Source organism: Variovorax sp. J2L1-78 (assembly GCF_030317205.1).
Classification (GTDB): Bacteria; Pseudomonadota; Gammaproteobacteria; order Burkholderiales; family Burkholderiaceae_C; genus Variovorax; species Variovorax arabinosiphilus.
Window position 1 is genome coordinate 438,949 of sequence record NZ_JASZYB010000003.1, and the last position, 18,643, is coordinate 457,591.

General features: G+C 63.3%; 3 protein-coding genes. 2 read left to right on the forward strand and 1 reads right to left on the reverse strand.

Going from position 1 to position 18,643, the window contains the following annotated elements; translation table 11 throughout:
- Window positions 1–14,895: a LysM peptidoglycan-binding domain-containing protein gene (locus tag QTH86_RS20630; RefSeq protein WP_286648014.1), complete on the reverse strand. Its 14,895-nt coding sequence runs from the start codon at window positions 14,893–14,895 to the stop codon at window positions 1–3.
- A 331-nt stretch (window positions 14,896–15,226) separates the two neighbouring features.
- On the opposite strand from QTH86_RS20630, the gene QTH86_RS20635 reads away from it, so the two are divergent.
- Both QTH86_RS20635 and QTH86_RS20640 read left to right on the forward strand, forming a co-directional pair.
- Window positions 15,227–16,345 carry a hypothetical protein gene (locus QTH86_RS20635; protein ID WP_286648015.1) on the forward strand — a complete coding sequence of 373 codons (1,119 nt, stop codon included), beginning with the start codon at window positions 15,227–15,229 and terminating at the stop codon, window positions 16,343–16,345.
- The gene (locus tag QTH86_RS20640; protein ID WP_286648016.1) at window positions 16,345–18,633 is read left to right on the forward strand and encodes a YcaO-like family protein; all 2,289 of its coding nucleotides are present in this window, start codon (window positions 16,345–16,347) and stop codon (window positions 18,631–18,633) included. Before QTH86_RS20635 ends, QTH86_RS20640 begins: the two co-directional genes overlap by 1 nt.
- Window positions 18,634–18,643: the final 10 nt, after the last annotated feature.

An 18,643-nucleotide genomic window follows, 5' to 3' on the forward strand; every position in this document is an offset into this window, starting at 1 on the left:
CTATTTGTTCGATTTGGCTCTATTTTGCTCACTTGTAAGCACGGCGGCATTGCTATAGCTATTGGTTCCAGGGGACACATTGGGATCCGCTGGTTTGCGAGGAATCTTGTGATCAAACTGAGCGGCGTTTCTTGGTGTAGAAACCCCTGACTGGCTTTTTGGACTGTTTAGTGCCACGGCTCCGTCTTCGTCCGAACGGAACAATCCATCGTTGATGCGGGTATTTTGCTCTGCAATTTTGCGCTTCTGTGCTGCCGTAAAGGGCTTATCCACCCCAACGCGTGGTCCGTCCTTTAAGAGCGCGCCATAGTCAATAGGCCCCTTCCAAGGCGGGAGTTGTGGCCCGATCAACTCTGGTGACGGTCCGACAAGCTCGGCATTGGGTTGAACATTGCCACCGATTTTCACAGCGCCAACACTGTTCTTTCGCCCCGCCATGCCCATGACGTTGCCGAGCCCGTTCCCGATGCCTTGCCCGATCCCGCGCCCAGCCGCCAATCCCACATCCGCATGCGCCCCTGCCGCACCGGCAACGCCAGCCATCTCGTCGAAGATCCCTCGATTCGTGTTGCCAGCTGCAATATCCAGCTGCGCCCCCTTGGTCCACAGCCCGTTGTAGAAGCTGTCACGCGTGAAGTTGGAGCCCTGGATCGCCTTGTACTCCGCAGCGAACCCCTTCCACTGCGTCGCACTGAAGTCCGAAGCCTGTTGGTTCGAATAACCCACCAACTGCATTTCCCGCGAAGGATAGTTCGACAGCCTTCTTGCCTCGTTTGGCGAGTCGTTGCCTAACGGCTCCCAATGCCCCGCAGCAAAGGAGCCATCGACCATATCGGGTCGGACCCATCGGTCCGGGAAAGGCGCCAATGGCGTGCCGGCTGCACGACCTTCGTTGCTCATCACCCCGCTGCTGTATGCCGTGGCATCTTGCGCAGCAAGAGCTTGAGCACGCGCCAGGTTTTCAGCCCGCATCGAAACGACTTCAGCATCCGTAAAAGCAGGTGACTCATCAGCCACCCCGTTGATCTCCGCTCTGTATGTGCCGTCCGGTTGGCGCAGCGACTCGACCGAGCCAGGATTGATGCCTCCTCCGCCCGCATCCGTCATCACGCCCGAGCGCAGCACCCTCGATGCATCAGCGTAGAGGGTTCCACCGCCGCCATAGCTCCGACCACCCGAGCCGAGATCGGCAAGCAACTGATCTGCCGTGGTGGCCGACATGTCCGGGCTGAAGGAGCCCGTGCTCTGCGGCAGATTGGTCGAGACGCCGCTCCACCCGCCATTCAGAGCGATGAGGCCACCCAGCGGGTCCTCGCTCGCGTAGCTGCCCGAGCCCTGCCCATTGGCCGCAGCGATGGAGTCTCCCAATGCATTGCCAAAGGCATCGACCGCGACCTGCGTCACACTCACACGGCCCCCTCGCAGTACGGCAGTGGTTGCTCCGGCTGCGAGTCCGCTTCCAGCGCGCACTGCGAAGTCGCCCACTGGCGTGCCACCCCAGGCTGCATTGAGTTCCCCACCCACGGCCTTGCCGACACCCGCACCAACAGCGCTCGCGACCACGCTCTTCCAGTTGAAGCTGCTTTGCAGCCCCGTGGCAACGGCGACGCCCTGCGTTAGCGCGCTGCCTATGGCACCGCGTATCGCTGCATCCGCGATTACATTTCCGGTCGGCGCGAAGCCGCCCATCCCCGCGCCGACAGCGCCACCAACCGCAGAGAGCGCTACCTGCTTCCAGCTGAACCCGTCCTGTGCACCGATCGCATTACCCACGACCTGGCTTGCGACAGAACCGGCTGCTCCGGATGCCGCACCCCCCGCAACGGCTGCTGCGCCAGTCATCTGATCAACGCCGATGTAGTAGCCCGTGTAGACGGTGACCACCACCGCGACGACCACCATGATGATCTGCGCAAACCCACCGCACCCACCCTCATCCTGTTCCGGAACCGGCAGGTTGGGGCTGGTGTCCCCGACGATGCGCGTCGGGTCATAGGGCTTGAACGTCCCCGACGCGTTGGCCGAGCCCACGCGTGCCGGGATTGTCAGCACCTGGCCGGCCTTCAGGTCGGCGTTGCTGCCCAGGCCATTGGCATCGGCGATCAGGTACCACAGGCTCTCGTCGCCATAGGCGCCGCGTGCGATGCCCTGGAGTGTGTCGCCGGCGGACACCGCATAGGTGCCCGGGCTCGCGCTCGGGTAGTTGCCGTCGATGGGCCTGTAGCCGAAATTGAATTCGGCCGTGGTCTTGAAATTGGGCCGGGCCGGCGTCCCGCCGGATGCCGAGATGGTCGGGTTGTCCTCGTCGCGGATCTGCCCATAGCGGCCCAGCACCTCGCCGTTGACCACCAGTTGGTACTGGCCCTCGCCATTCTGCTGCGCGTAGACCGTGGTGCCGGCCATGTCGCTCACGAAGGTGCGGTTCATGGTGCCCAGCGTGACGTCCTGGATGCCGGTCAACTCGCCACCGTTGCCGTATGACCAGATCGTCTGACCCGGGTTGTTGTGGTTGTTGGTGCCGTAGGTCGAGGTCTGGCGGTAGCCCTCGGCACGGTCGTAGGCGTTGGCGTAGTTGGTCACGCTCACGCCATTGCCACCGCTGTAGTCGAAGACGGTGTAGCCCTGCAGGTTGCCCGCGGCGTCGTAGCCGCCCGCGCCACCCACGCCCGGGGCTGCACCGCCGCCCAGTGCCTCGTACACCGCGGTGTACTTGATCGCATGGTCGCTCTTGTACACGTCCTGGCGCAGGATCTGTCCGTTGTCGTTGTAGCGGTTGACGCGCGTTTCGCTGCCGCTGCCCGCCAGCGCCTGTCCCTGCCAGTTGGTGCCGTTGAGGGCGTTGATATAGCCCTGGGGCAGGCCGCCGGCCGGACCGGTCTGCACCACACGGCTGGCCGCATCGTAGAAGCGGGCGTCGGTCTGCACGCCGTCGCGCACCACGCTGGTCATGCGACGCATGCTGTCGTAGCTGTACTGCTCGGTGGTGTAGCCCACGCTGGTGTGGTACGTCGCGGGGACGTCGTAGTACATCGCCACGCCGCTCTCGTCCAGGCCGATGAAGTAGCTCTGGCCGTCCACGGTGGTCACACGGTTGCCCCACCACGTATCCTGGGTACGGTTGCCGTTCTTGTCGTACTGGATCAGGTGGCCTTGTTGGCCGATGTTGCCCGCCGCGTCGACGGCGTCGACCACGGTCTGGCGGTTCATCGCGTCGTACTGGTAGTACAGGTTGCTGTCGAGGCTTGCGTCCTGCGTCAACACATGGGTGTTGATGTGCGTGCGGTTGCCGACCTTGTCGTACTCGATGTTGATGTAGGCGCGCCCGTCGGCCACCCACCGCATGCGACCCAGTGCGTCGTAGGCGATGTGGTTGTCCTTGTACACCGTACCTTGTGCGAACCATTCCCGGATGCGATTGCCCGCCTTGTCGTACTCATAGCGCTCCAGTTGGCCGGTATTGCCATCGAAAATGCGGCTCACGTACCCTTCGCTCGTGTACTGGTAGTGGCGATTGGTGCCGCTGTCGTAGTTGAGCTTGCCGGCGTTGTCGTAGGTGTAGCCATATTGACGGCCGCCAAAGTCGCTGTGGGCCATGAGACTACCGAAGTAGCTGTAGCTCCAGGTCGCCATGTAGCCATTTCCGTCGACCTCGGCGATCTTGCGGCCCTGCGCATCGTACGCAGCCTGGGTGCTCTGGCCCATGGGCTGGATCGTGCGAACCACGTGGCCGCCCAGGTCGTACACATAGCGGATCTTTTCACCGTCGCCGTTGGTCTGGCTGAGCTTGCGGCCGGCTTGGTCCCATTCGTTGCGCTCGACGATCTGACCGTTCGTGACGAACTGCGCCCAGTTCGTCGCGGTGTTGACGGTGAAGATGTTGACGCTGCCGTAGCGCGTCTCGAGCAGGCGCCCCACGTTGTCGTAGGTGAAGCCCGTGGCGTTGTCCATGGCGTCGACGGTGACCACCTTGTCGCCGAAGGCGTTGTAGCCGTGCCGAATCACCCCGGTGTCGGCGTTGTGCTCCTCGACGAGATTGCCGCCCTGGTCGTAGACGCGACCTTGAACATGACCGTTGGCGTCCCTGACGGCGATTTGCCGACCCATGGCGTCGTAGCTGATCTGCGTGACGGGTGCATTGGCGCTGGCGTTGCCGTCGGCATCCGGCTGCTTCTGTTCGATGAGCTGGTTGTTGGCGTTGTAGCGATAGGTGGTGACCCAGCTGGCAGAACGCGGATCGCTGATCGCCAGGGCGTTGCCCCATCGGTCGACGTTCCGATTGATGACGGGCCGCGGCGATTGGCCGTATCCATCGATCCAGGGCGACTGGTTGGCCGGCGCGCCGGCGGTGCCGGTGCCGCTGATCATCGATGAGCCCGCGGCCGTCGTGTTGCTGGACGCGAAGCTGGGGCCCGCCGCTGGGATGGTGTGGCTCGGCGTATAGGGCGGCGTCGTGTCCACGCTCGACGGGGCGGTGGGGGCCCCGGGCACCCACACGTCCACGACCTGCCACTGTCGCTGGATGACCACGTAGGGCGTTGCCACGACCACCCCGTTGACCATGCTGTAGCCCTGGCCGTAGATCGGGTTGTTCGACTCGTCCTGGCCGACAACCACGGGGGCGCCGTAGACAGGATCACCCGGTGTCGAACTGATGATGAACTGGTTCGGATCCGCCGGCGTGACCAGGGTGCGAACCTGAACTTGAACCGTCTGCTGCTGGTACTGAGTTTCGTACCGGGTCACATAAATGGGATTGCCTGATTCGTCGAGAGCCTGGACCGGGTTCGTTCCGACCTGAACCTGGTAGGTGTAGGTTTCCTCGTGGTATCGGGTTTCGTACACCGGCTGATAGCCGGTGATGATGGGCTGGGACACCGCGACCTGGACAGGATAGGTCTCGGTCGCCCAGCCGGTATGGGCATAAACCCAGTCGTACACCGTGCGATAGTGCGTCTCGTAGGCCGTCGTGTAGATGACGTTGCCGGCTTCGTCCAAGGCTGGAACCCACTGACCCGATTCGTTCTGCACCATGACGGGCGGCCCCTGCACGGCCACGGTGTAGGCCTCGGTGCGGGGTACCTGAACCCACGTGTAAACGGGGACCGTCCGCTGCTCGTAGTGCGTCTCGTAGATCGTCTGGTACTGGATGTTGCCGGCTTCGTCCGTGGCGTAGATTGGTGCCGTTCCGACCTGGACCAGCGTACCCACGGTACGCGTACCGGTGCGCGTCTCGAACACCGGCGTGGTGATGATGTTGCCGGCTTCGTCGCGTGCCCAAACAGGGTCTTGCCCCACCACGACTTGCACCGGAACGGTTTGGGTGACCTGTTCGGTGTGGTAGGTGTAGTAGGGGATCGCCCGTACGGGTCCGTAGACCGGCCCAGACGATTCGTCCCCGGCAGAGATCAGGTCGCGCCCATAGCCTTGCCCGAAGATCGGGTTGCCGAACGGATCCTGCCCAACGACGACCGGAGGGCCATAGGTGACGCCACCCCCCGTGTAGCCGACGATGTAGCCGGAGGGGTCCGCGGGCGTGATCGTGACAGGCACATTCACCAACACCTGGGTCGGCGTGTAGTGGCCCGGTGTCGGCGGATTGATGGTCAGCACACCGAGGGCCTGCCCTGTGCGCACTGCGTTGTGATTCTGAGCGACGATCTCGTAGTCGTAGTTGCCCGGCGGCAATCCGCGCAGGTCAACCTGCTGTTTGCCGAGGCCGAGGCTCGATTCATTGGTACCGAAGAGAACGGTCTGGACCGGCAAGGTCTGCCAGTCACTGCTGCCTTGCAACCGGTAGCGGAAGGTGACCGTCGAGACGGGGAAGACACCATCGAGCGGCCATTGAACGACCGGTACGTAGGCCGCTCCACCGATCAGGTTGCCGGACTCGTCCGTCTCATAGATCGGAAAGCCCGATTCGTCAACGCCGGTGACGTTGCCGCCAAGTACCGCGAGATCCGCCGAGACGCCGAAGATGACCGGATAGTTCTGCTGCGGAACCGTCTGCGGCGGCCTGAAGCCGGTGCTCGCGATCTGCCCGGTCGCGTGGGCGTAGGGAACGCCTTCGCCGGGGTGAATCCAGAGAAGTTCGTAGTCATAGGTGCCGGCGGCGATGTTCGCAACGTCGACGCCGTCCTTGCCGTTTGCATAGCCACCCACGGCAACGGAAGTCCATGCGCCGGTGCTGCCCACGGGGCGCATCCGGAAGACCTGTTCGACTCCGAGTGCTGGCGGCTGCCACATCAGCTGGCCGCCGTAGAGGACGCCCTCCATGCTTCCGGGCGCCGGAAAACCGATGGCGCCGCCAATGACTTGAAGCGCAGGTGCCGAGAGCGTCAGATTGCCCGTCCCGACCACAACGCGGGTACCCGTCGTGCTGATCTCGGTTGCGCGGTATTCATACGTGCCGGCCGCGAGACCGCTGGCATCGAACCGGAGCTTGTCGCCGAAGTTCACCAGCCCTGCAGACGCCCAGCCGCCGTCGCCTGGCGTTCCGGCAAGGCGGATTTCCAGTTGAACCGTGGTGCTTGGATCGGTCGGCGTAGCGACGTCGATCACCTGACCTCCGTAGCCGAGTGACTGCTGGTTGGTGATCTGCTGCCAGTTCCCGTAGAGATCCTTCTTGTAGACCGCCATGCGGGTGATCTTGCTGATGCCCCCCGTCACGGCGTCGGGGTCTTCCCAGCTCAGCGTCGCGCTTTCGAGTCCAGGCGCCGCTGCGAAGATCTGCGTGTGGGTGCGGCTCTCTAGGCCCGTCGTGCCCACGACGTTGCCCGATTCATCGGTGATCGGGATAGGATTGTTCGACTCGTCGAGCTGCTGGCCGGCAACGGTGAGATATTCGATGACGACCTTGACGTCGCCGCTGCCCAGCTGGCTCAACGGAGCCCAGGACACCGAAACCCTGTTGGTGCCCATCCAGTCGGAAATGCCCGATTCGTCGCTCGCACGGGTCGCCGAGGAGGTGATAGACGCCTGGCTGTATGTGCGGCCGGTGGTCGGCCCTTGTGAAATTTCCTGATGCTCGACGCCGACGGTGCGGACCAGATGCCCCAGGGCGTCGTAGACCATGTCCGTCCGCCGCGTCGGTGCACCAAGGAGTTCAGCCGGTGCGGACGCGGTGCGCAGGTTCAGGTTTGCATAGGTGGCGCCGTAGCTGATCATTTGCGACGTCTGCAACCCCATCAGGTTGTAGAACGCCACCTTGTCCACGCCGTCGCCTGCATTGGTGCGCCACACGTTGCCGGCGTTGTCGTAGTCGAAGTATTCGCCGGCCTGTCCGTTGACGCTCCTGTTCGTCACCTCGCCGAAGGCATTGAACTGGCTGAGCGAATCGACGAGCCCGGCCTGGGCCTGACTGACGTTGACCACCGTGCCACCGCTGACCACGGCGGTTGAAGCCGGGTCGATCACATGGGTTTGCTGACCGAGCTTGTCGTACTGGTAGGCTCGGAACAGCGTGCTGGAGGCGCCGTCACCGTTTGTGAGCATCCGCCATTCCTTGGCGAGATGGCCCTGCGCGTCGTAGGAGCTGTATTTGCTCGAGCGCGCGGCATCCGTGGTTTGAGTCACATGGCCCAAGCGATCGTAGGCCGCAAAGCTGGCTCGATCCGCCGCGTCGGCGGCGACTGCATAGCTCGTTTCATTCGCGCTCGCAGCGCCACGGTTGAACTCTGTGATCACCAGTGCGTTGCCGTAGGCGTCCCGTCGGAACTCCGTCAGCGGTGTGAGCACGGTATTGGTGGCGGAACTGTATCGGGCCGGAGCCGCTACCGCCCGCACGCGGCCGAGCGCGTCAAAGTAGCTGTAGGTGCTCGCACCGGTGGCGTCCGTGGTGCGGGTGAGGTTGCCCACCGCGTCGTAGCCGAAACCGGTCACCAGCGTGCTGAAGGCGCCGACGCCGAGTTCGACGTTGACGCGCGATTCGCTGGTCTTTCTGCCAGCGAGGTCAAAGCTGTAGAGCGTGAGGCGGTCGCTCGCGCTGGCTGCCGTGCTCGGGACCCCCACTGCCGGCGACTGGGGGTTCCAGCCGGCGATCGCGGTGGCGAATTCCTGGTGAAGTACCTGATTCCCGACAGCATCGAAGCCCTGGGTAGTCAGATAGCCGAGCGCATCGACCGTGGCGACAAGTTCGCCCTTCAGGTTGTAGTACTGCGAGGTCCGCGCCCATTCCTGCGTCAGCGCATTGGTGAGCACCGCCACCTGTGTGACGCCGCCAAAGGCGTCGTACGTATTCACGGTGGTGCGGGCGCCCGTGAAGTATTGGTTGGCTTCCTTGGTCGAGTCGTAGACGAAGGCTTCGGACTCCCGGGTGCGGACGACACGACCGAGCGCGTCATGGTCCGTGAGCAGCCGTCGGTCCTTGGAATGGTCAACGCCCGCCGCACTGATGGCTGCCTCGACCTGGGCCGAGTTCAAGCTCGACGGATTGCCGCTCGTGAGGGCGGTGGCCGCAGCGAAGCGTGTCAGCTCGATGACATCGCCCCAGGTGTTGCGCAGGTAGCCGGTGACGTAGCCCAATGCGTCGACGTCATATCGCAACTGCCCGCGCACGTCGTACGCCTTGTAGCTGTAGTTGCCTGCCACGTCGCGATTGCTGACGGCATTGCCGAAGACGTCGTAGCGCGTCTCCGTGTAGAGCGTCGACAGGGTTTCTGTGCGTGCAGCCAGGCCAGACGCACCGTTGGTGACCAGGTTGTCGCCTGCGGGGTTGTAGACGCCGACCTCGGGATAGATCACCTTGATCTGATGGCCCACCGCGTCGTACGCGTAGGTGGTGGTCCGTTGCTCGGGGCGGCCCAGCGCCTCGGTGCGGGCCCGCAGGTTGCCCAAGGCGTCGTAAGCCATGCGGGTCACGAGGTTCGCGCTGCCGGAGTGCGCCGCATCGACGACCAGATTGCCTGCGCCGTCGAGCACGAGAGCCGTCATGTCGACCGCGGGCGCCGTCTCCTGGGTCATGCGACCCGCGGCGTCGTAGTCATAGCTCCAGACGGCGCCCAGCTTGTTGGTGAAACTGGTCTTCAGGCCCAAGGCGTTGTAACCATAGTGCTCGGAAGCGCCCAGCGGGTCGGTGCTCGTGCTGAGTCGCCCGGCCGCGTCATAGGCGAAGCGGTTGGTACGGTCGCCCGGGTCTGCTACCACGGCGCCTGCGATCGATGCGGCGGTGCCTGCGTTCGTCGCGGAGATTGCCAGCGCATACTCCGTCACCGTACTTAGCTGGCCGAAGCTGTCGTAGCTGTTCTTCTTGACGTAGCCGAGCGCGTCGACGCTGAAGATCAGTTGGCTCTCGGCATCGAAGGACCTCTTGGTGATGCGATCCGCACTGCTCGCGCTGGTCAGCGCGCGGAGGTCCCAATGGTCTGCAGACCAGTTGTTGCCCAAATGGGCGAGGTTGATGCGGTTGGCGCGTGCCGTGCTCCGGACGGCGTTGCCCACCGCGTCGAAGGCTGTCTCCGTCACGGCACCGGAACCGTCCATGACCGCGATTTGGCGGTTGGCAGCATCGAACATGGCGATGCTGATGCGGTCCTGGTCCAGCGGTGCGTAGGTGAGCGCGGATTCGACCTGCGCTCCCGTGAGCGCACCTGTTCTTGTAGGTGGCGCCAGACGTGCCGCAAATGCATAGCGAAGAACGATGTTTCCGTTCTTGTCGTATCCGGTCTTGGTGACCGCACCAACGGCATCGATGCCAAAAATTTGACGGTTGGCCCTGTCGTACACCGCGTCAGTGATCCGGTCTCCGGCCGCGGGAGGTACGGTGCTAGGCTGAGCCGGCGCCGCCACTGGCGTGGCGTAGTCGATGCGCTTGGTCAGGTTGCCATTCTTGTCATAGAGCCGCTGCGAAACGGCACCGACGCCGTTGGCGCTCCATGTGAGCCGATTGGCACGGTCATAGACAAGGCGATCATGCGCGTCCGTTGCGACGTTGGCGACAGCGACGAGCGCTGCGTCCAACTGGGCGGCCGTGGCAGTTGCGGAAACGGACACGGCCGTGGCGTAGGCCGTGCGCTCCACCACATTGCCGTTGCCGTCGAAAGACTGCCGGACGACGGCGCCTGTTCCGTCGATCGTATGCGTCGCCCGGTTGAGCACGTCGTAGACCACGCGAACACGCTGGTCGTGCATGGCGTCGACCGCAGGACTGGGCACGCTGCCGGCGACCCAGCCCGAAAGCGCGATGCGCTGTGCATATGCAACGCGCTCGATGACATTGCCATTTGGGTCGTAGGTGAACTTGACGACTTCACCCAGGCCACTCACCGTGGCGACCAGCCGACCGTCCTTGTCGAAAACGCGATGTTCGACATGATCGGCGGCGGTGTTGGCGACGGCCCTTGACTCGATGTCCGACAGGCTTGGCGAGGTGGGAAGCCCTGAAAGCGACACCGCCGCTGCGTAGACCTGCGTTCGCACGATGCGCCCTTCGGCGTCGTAGTCGTCGCGCTGGAGTCGGCCCAGCGCGTCGAGCGTGAAGATCAGACGGTCGTCGGCGTCGTAGACGAATCGGGTGAGATTGCCGTTGGGATCGGTCTGACCCGTGACGTTGCCGTTCTTGTCGTAGCTGAAGGTGCTCGTGAGGTTCAGGCCGGCGGGATCCACCTGCTCCTGGGTTCGACGGCCCAACGTGTCATAGCTGTAGCGAACCGTGGTGCCACCAGGACTCACCACGGTGAGCGTCTTGCCCCGTCCGTCGTAGGTGTACTGCGTGACCAGATTCAGGCCGCTCGGATCGACGCTCTGACGAATGAGCTGACCCTTTCGGTCGTACTCGAGCCGAGTCAGCGTGCCGTTCGGATCCGTGACGCCGATTTGCTGGCCCTTGGCATCGTATTCGTAGGTGGTGATCAGGCGGAGGCCACCCGGGTCGACGATGCGCTGCAGAAGTCGGTTGGCGCCGTCGTAAGTGAACTCGACCGTGTTTCCGTTGGCGTCTACAGTCTGGCTCAGCCGATTGGACCGGTCGTAGGTATTGGTCGTGGTCGTGAGCGCCGTGGTCGTCGATAGAAGGTTGCCGTTGCGGTCGTAGCTGAAGCTGGTCGTATTGCCATTGCCGTCCACGACCCGCTGCGTCTGGCCCTGGCGGGAATGCACGGTCGTGATCGTGATTCCCTCGGGCGAGGTGATGGCGACGCTGCGCAACGCCTTGTCGTATGCGAAGAACGTCGTGTTGCCGAGGGCGTCGGTCTGCGACAGCACCTGATCGAAGGCGTCATAGCTCGCACTGCGCAGCGCATTGAGCGGATCGCGCGTCGTGATCACACGGCCGAGTCGGTCGTAGGTCTGCTGACGGACGTTCCCGTTGGCATCGACGCTGCGGGTGGTGCGCCCGAAGGCGTCATAGACCGCGCTGCTGATGGCATTCACGCCGGACGCGTCGAGCGCTGTGCCGGTCACCAGACCGCGGCGGTCACGCGTGGATGTCTCCGTCAAGGTTCGACCGTCGCCCACTGCCTGCGAACGAACAACCGTTTCGCCGAATGCGTTGTAGTTGAACTGCGTTGCGTTGCCGAGCGCGTCGGTGCTTGCGGACAGCTGACCCGTGGCGGCGTAAGTGAAAGTCTGATGGCTGTCCACCGCGGGATTGCGGATCGTGTTGACTGCGTCGTTCAATGCGGTACCGATGGTTCCATCGATCACCCCGCCTCCTAGCCCTGCCAGAACCGACGCGCTGATACGTGTGCCGTACTGGACCGTCGCGATCACTTGTCCCAGTGTGTTGTAGGTGCGCTCCTGAACTTCACCCAGGGCATCGATGGTGTGGGTGAGATGATCGGCGTAGTCGTAGTAGAAGCGCGTCTTGTTGCCGTAGCCGTCGACGGTGCTTGTCCGCCGGCCTGCGGCGTCATAGGTGTGGGTCAGCCCGTACTGCGCCCAGATCGCGTCGATCTGCGCCTGGGTCTGATTGCCGGTCAGGAGCGCGCTGCCTTCGCCGGTGAGTTCCCCAACAAGCCGGCCCTGGATGTCGTAGCGAGCGGTCAGCGTTCGCGCTTCCGCGGTGCCCGCCGCGCTGGTGGTGCGCACGAGGTGGCCGACGCTGTCGTAACTGTATTCGGTTGCCGTTCCCTCGTAGTTCACCGAACGAACCGTTCGGCCCAGACTGTCGTAGGTGACCACGGTCGAGCGGTCCTCGGGGCGAGAGGCCGGGCGAATCTGGGGAACGGTCAGCGCGTAGTCGATTGCCGTCGTCAGGAAAGCCTGATCCACGCGCGTCGCGTAGCGCACTGCTTGGGTGACATTTCCGGCTGCGTCGTACACGCGCTCCGTCAGATACCCCTCGGCATTGATCTCCGCCGCGATCCGGTTCTGCGCGTCGTACAGCCATCGTGAGCGCTGGTTTTGCGGGTCTGCACGATCAAGCGTTGCCAGCAGAGAGGGCAGGGAACCCGTCGCACGCTGAGCAGAGGCCGTCGCGACGCCGTAGGCCAGCTGTTCAACCAATCGGCCGCCGGCATCGTAGGTGAACTCGACAAGGTAGCCCTCGGCATCGAGCGTTGCGCGCAGCAGGCCGTCACTGTCGTAGAAGCTGCGGCTGATCCGGTCGTTGGCGGCATCGCTGGCGGGCTCTGTCTGGGCGAAGGTCGGCGCAGTGCCCAGCGCGCTGGTGTTGATGCGCGTGCTGCGCTCGATCACCGCCACCACACGCGACGCGCCGTCGTAGACCGTGTCGGTCACGGCGCCTGCCGAATCGATGGAACGCACCAACCGGCCGGCCTGGTCGTAGATCTTCCAGAGCCGTTGATCACCTGCGCTGGCAGCCGGTCTGAGCGGCGTCAGCAGGTTCGCAGGCGCCGCCGCTGGATTGGCGAGCAACTGGGCGACCATCACCGGATCGGTGGGATTTGCATAGACGATTCGTTGTGTGACCTGGCCGTTCGCGTCGTAGACGTACTCGGTCAGACGCCAGGTCCCATCGATTTCTGCGACAAGGCGGCCGGCTTCGTCGTAGAGCATGCCGGTGCGCACGCCGGTGGGATCTACCCGCATGTACGGTCGTCCCAGTGGGTCGTACAAAAAAGTCGTCTCGCCCAGAGAGTTGCCGCCCGGGTCGCGTTGCCAGACGCCGATCAGGCGACCCGCGCTGTCGTAGGCGCTGGTGGTCGCCAGGCCATTGGCAGAGGTCACCGTCGTTCGACCGCCGGCGTCGTCGTAGCTGGTGAGCGTGCTGTTATTCAGGGCATCCCGTGCCGCGATTTGCCGTCCCAGTCCGTCGTAGGCGTACTGCGTGAGGCCGCCGTTCGCATTCACCGTGCTCAGCAACAGGCCCGAGCGGTCGTAGACGTACTCGTTCACACTCTGAGTTCCATCGACGACACCGGTGCCATCGGCATTCAGCCCGGCGTAGGTCGTGGAGCGCTGCAACTGGCCTCGGGCGTCGTAGGCGAAATCGGTACGGCTGCTTTGCGTGCGCTGCGAGGTGCTCGCGGCCCAACTGCTCATCTGGGCCTCGGAGGGCACGGTCGTGCTGTTCAGTGCTGTGGTGTCGTACAGGGCACTGCCGGTGTAGTCGATGGCGCTGGTTTTCTGCCCGTAGCTGTCATAGCGATACTCCGTCACGCGGCCCGACGGACTCACAACAAAGCGCAGGAGATTCCTGGCACTGCCGTCGTACACGTAGCGGGTGGTCTCGGGGGCGCCGGCCTGAGCGCTGCCGGCGCCGTCCGGATCCGCGATCGCGTACACGGTTTCCGTCAGCAGTTGATTGTGCGTGTCGAATGTGCGCGAAATGGTGTTGCCCGCGGCATCCCGCTGCAGCACCTGGTTGCCGTTCGCGTCGTACTGCATCGTGACGGCCTGGCCCTTGCCGTCGATCACCTGGAGCACGTCCCCGTTGCTGTTGTAGCTGAAGGTGGTCGTCGCCGAGACGCCGCCGGTCGCCGGCGCCTTGACCTCGACCAGGCGTCCTTCGGGGTCGTAGGTATACACGGTGACCAGCCCCATGGGGTCGATCACGTTGGTTCGGCGATTCACCGTGTCGTAGTTGTAGTACGTGACGCCGCCCATACCGTCGGTCACCGTGGCCACCCGGTATTGGCCGCCGGTCTGCACGTAGGTGAACTGCAGGCTGGTACCGTCGCTCTGTGTGACCGAGGCAATACGCTTGCTCGTGCCGTCGTAGGTGTAGGCCGTGAGGTAACGGCTGCCGTCGGAAACCGAGTTGTCCTCCGGGCTCAGATCGACACTCACGCTGGAGAGCCGGTTCGCGGCGTCGTAGACGTAGCGCACGCGCGTGAGCGTGGAGCCGCCCGCAGCGACCGTGCGGATCTGGGTGAGGTTTGTACCGGTGTAGTCGAAGTAGGTCACCTCGCCGTTGGCGCTGCTCATGCTTTGCAGCGTGCCGTTGGCGTTGTAGGCATAGCTGACCGTGTTCCCGCTCGGGTCCACCACGGACATCAAGCGGCCTGCACCACTGGTCTCGTATCGCTCGATCAGCCCGCTGCTGCCATCGGTCCAGATCCAGCGACCCGTAGCGGCATCGTGCGCCACGGTGTCGAAAGCGCCAGCACCCGCTGTGCTGACGTACTTGCTGCGGCTGCTGTCCCAGGCGTAGACGGCCTGGGCACCGTCGCGGTCGGTCCTTGTCACCGTGCTGCCTGTCGCGCCCATGGTGCCGGTCAGCAACATGCTTTGACCGAACGCGCCGACATTCCAGTTGTCGCCGTTGTCGTCCGTGAACAGGCCCTGGCTGTTGTACGTGCGGACGGCCGCGATGTCGAGGCCGCGTCCCTCGAGTCGGTCATCGAAGTCCTGAAGGACAAGATTTCCGTTGGCGATGTTGACGAAGGACTGCTCGGCGTTGCGTCCCTGTCCTGCCGTCCCTAGGACGCCACGCTGTCCGAGCGTGCTCAAGGAAGTCAAGCTCAGACCAAGGCTGTTTCCGCTGACGATGGCTGCCATTTTCTTGTCCGTCTCTTCGGTTGAAGCGAACCGTCGTTGACTCAGCCTGCCTTGTGCCCCACCTGCCGGTCGGATCTCAAAGCCCAGGGCCATCCCTGGCGGCCGCCGACCCACCAGCAGTGGTTTGGCGCACGGTTCTGGAAATACATCCATGTCTGCCGGTCTTTGTTTAGCGCCGCTCAATGCCGTCAGCAGTTCGCTAAACGAATCGGACGTCGTGCGGATAGATTGATCGACGGCGTGTTCAGGCCATGCGGGCCGTCGTCCGTTCAGGCATCGCCTCCGGAGGCGGCGACGGTGCAGAAGCATACAAATCAGTCGAATCCAAGCTATGGCTTATCTTCTTGTCACGTTGAATCATTTCAAGGTTGTCCAGTCTTGGGCAAGGAGCGCGGGGGCCCGCGTGAACTTGGATGTCGCGACGTTCGAACTCGAGGTGCGCGCCGGCAATCGCATCTACACGCTCTATCCACAGTTCTTCGCTGTCTTCGAGGGTACGTTCGGGCACTCGCCGGTGCTCTCCGCAGCTGCGGACGGCTTCATCGGGTGGTTGCCTTACAAGCCGCTGCGCTGGGAAATGGCCACTGAGAAGCTGTCTTTCAAGCGCTTCCTCGGAACTCACGACGAGCCCACGCCTGCAAACTGGGTCGGTCCAGACGACACGCCAACGGCCGACTTTCTGCTCAAGAGGTCGCGTGGTTCATTCGGCTATGACCTTTTCGGTCCTTATCACGCCGGGACCGATCTTCGGGCGACGCTGGCTGCGGCCAACGGAAGTCGGCCTGCCGAAAGCACACTGTTCGCTGAGCGCTTCGTACCTGGAACCAATCTCAAGGTTTGGTTCTGGGGCGGGGAGGCCTTCTATGCGCACTTGCACCCGTATCCATTCATTGAAGGAGATGGGGGCAGCACGGTCAGAGCGCTTGTCGACCGCCGCCTGGCACTCGTACGGCGTCGCTTTGATGAGTCCGCCGACATGATGATCATGCGTGCGGCACTCGACTACCAGCGGGTCGGGCTCGATGACGTTCTTCCTGCAGGTCAGAAGGTGTGGCTCGACTATCGGTATGGCCGCCGCTACGCGGTCGATCCGACAACCGCGCAAGAGGACAACGCGCTGGCGCGGCTGACAGTCAGTGCCCGGGAGCAGGTAGCACGCATCGGACAGAAACTTGGTGACGCGATGCTCAATGAGCTTGGTGCGCCGGTGCTCTTTTCAGTTGACGGGGTCGTCGACGACGAGGGAAAGGTGTGGTGGTTGGAGATGAACTCGAACCCTGTGATGCCGCCGCAAGGTTATCCCTGGGTCTTCCGTGATCTTTTTGGCATTCCTGTCCCGGCAGAGTTTCTCCCGTCGTCCAGTGCCCTTGCCCCTGCGGCGACGGTCGTGCGATCCACGAGGCAGACCTCCGCAACGATCGCTTCGCCCGAATTGATGGTGGTCCCTTGATGCAGACAATGATCAAGCAGCCGGAGGCTGTCATGCAGGACAGTCACCAGAGCGGGGAGCGCTTTGCGCAGGCATCGGCAGCCGAGGTTGCCGCCAGCTTGGCCGACCGCGCACGGATCTGTCCGGTGTTAGCAGGCGTCGGGTGGCTGTCCGGGGGACGTCTGCGGCTGCGGTTGGCCGGTGGCGACCTGGAGGTCGTGGCGCCTCACCGTCTTCTCAAGCGCGTGCTTGACGTGTGTGACGGTCAAACCACGTTCGATGAACTGGTGCGGCAGACCACTCCGGAAAAGCGCGATGAGTTCGCTTCATTCCTGGAGTTCCTCTTCGCTCAGGGCGCGTTGATCGACTCGATTCACCTCACGCAGAAGGCGGCCGGCTTCGGCTTTCAGAGCAGTCCGATCGGCGAGTCGGCCTCCGAGGAACTGACGGAGCGCTTGCGCAAGCGTGCGACAGGGGCTGACCGATTCGGCAGTACGCACACATGTTCGGTCCGCGAGACTGCCCTCGACAACTGCTTTTCGCAGCGCACATCCGCCTATACGTTCGATGATGCCGCTGTGTCGGCCGAAATGCTGCACGCTTGGCTCTGGAGTGCGGCAGGTATCGTATCGGCGGTACACCCTCAGATCGGCGAGGGACAGCAGCATCGCACCACGGGCTCTGCTGGTGGTATGTACTTGGTTCGCTTCTTCGTGGCTCTGGTCCGTCAGGTCGGCGCCTACTCGCCTGGCGTTTACGTCGTCGAGTATCCGTCGGAACGTACCGTACGGCTGAGCTTGGTCTCCAGCGATGTTGCCTTGTTCTATCGCTGCTTCTTCAAGCCCTGGCAGTTGACGTTTGCCTGCGGCGCGGTATTCGCTGTCGCCGACGTGGAGACTGCAGCACTGCGTTACCGAAATAGAGCCCTGCAGTACGTTTTACTGGAGGCGGGGGCATCCCTCCAGAATCTGGCGCTGACGGGACCGGGACTCGGGCTGGGCACGGCCACGGTCGGAGGCTACTGTGAGGACCATGTGAGCCAGCTCTGCCAGCTCGAGCGTGAAATGGTGCTCGGCAGCGCGATCTTCGGGGCCCAGGCGACGGTCGAGCAGCAGCGTGCCGTCGCGCACAGCCAGCCCATCGACTTCGTGTGGGGCAACTCACTTAAAGATGAGACCCAGCTTCCTTTCCACGTTGCACGTGCGCGCGTCAGAGGAAAGACGGACAGACTGTTCAATACTTTCGGGAAAGATCGGGACCCCCGGCTGGCCTACATCAAAGCCCATGCGGAGACCATCGAGAGACAGGCGGCACGTGAGCCGAAGGGCGTGCGGCTGGGGCGCATCGACGATGTTTCGGATGCAGTTTCGCCTGAATCACTCGTCGCCTACGCGGATCACCAGTACGCCCAAAGAGGCTTTCCATTCCAGCGCTTCCAGCGTGACGTTGTTCAGCGATGGGTTTCAGGAACGGATCTGCTGTCCGGAGAGAGCGTGAGCGTCCTGGCGGATATGGTCTATCTTCGAAAATATCTGGACACTCACTTTGCGGTGCCGGCGGATCAGTACACAGAGATGAATTCGTCCGGTTGCGCTGCCGGGCCCTCTCGCGAGTTCGCCCTGGAAGCTGCCTTGCTGGAACTGATCGAACGCGACGCATTTATGCGGCATTGGTTGACTCAGACGGCGGGACGCCGAGTGGACCCGAAGCTGCTATCGCGCGCAGTCAATTTGCGTGTCCAGGGGATGACGTCCCTCGGGTGTGACGTGTGGGTTCAGCGAATGGACTCGGTCGCGGCCAATGCGGTTCTCGTATCGGCGACCCATGCCCAGAAGCATTTCACGTGCGTGGCTGCGGCGGCACGCTTCGATCTGAACGAGGCAGTCGATTCAGCGTTGGACGAGCTTCAGACGTCCGTGTACACGAGGCTGACAGGCATGAACTACGCGCCCCAGAGGCCGGAAGAGGTCTCCGATCCCGAGGGCCACACCATGCTCTACGCACAGCGGCGCTTCTTCGAACGTGCTCGTGATGTTCTGCAGCCATCTCGCACACTGGACGGTTACCCGCAGGCACAGGCGTCTGACCTTGAAAGCCTGCTGGATGTCCTCGCCGCGCAGCAGTTGCGGCCATGCTTCGTCGACGTCACACCACAACGCAACTGTCTTGACCAGGGACGTCAACCACTTTCGGTGATACGGGCATTCATCCCGACGCTGATCCCGATCTCTTTCGGTTATGCGAAAGAGCCCCGAGCGATGGTGGACCATGTCCATCCTCGCTCCTTCTTCCCCCACCCCTTCCCCTGAAAAGGATGAG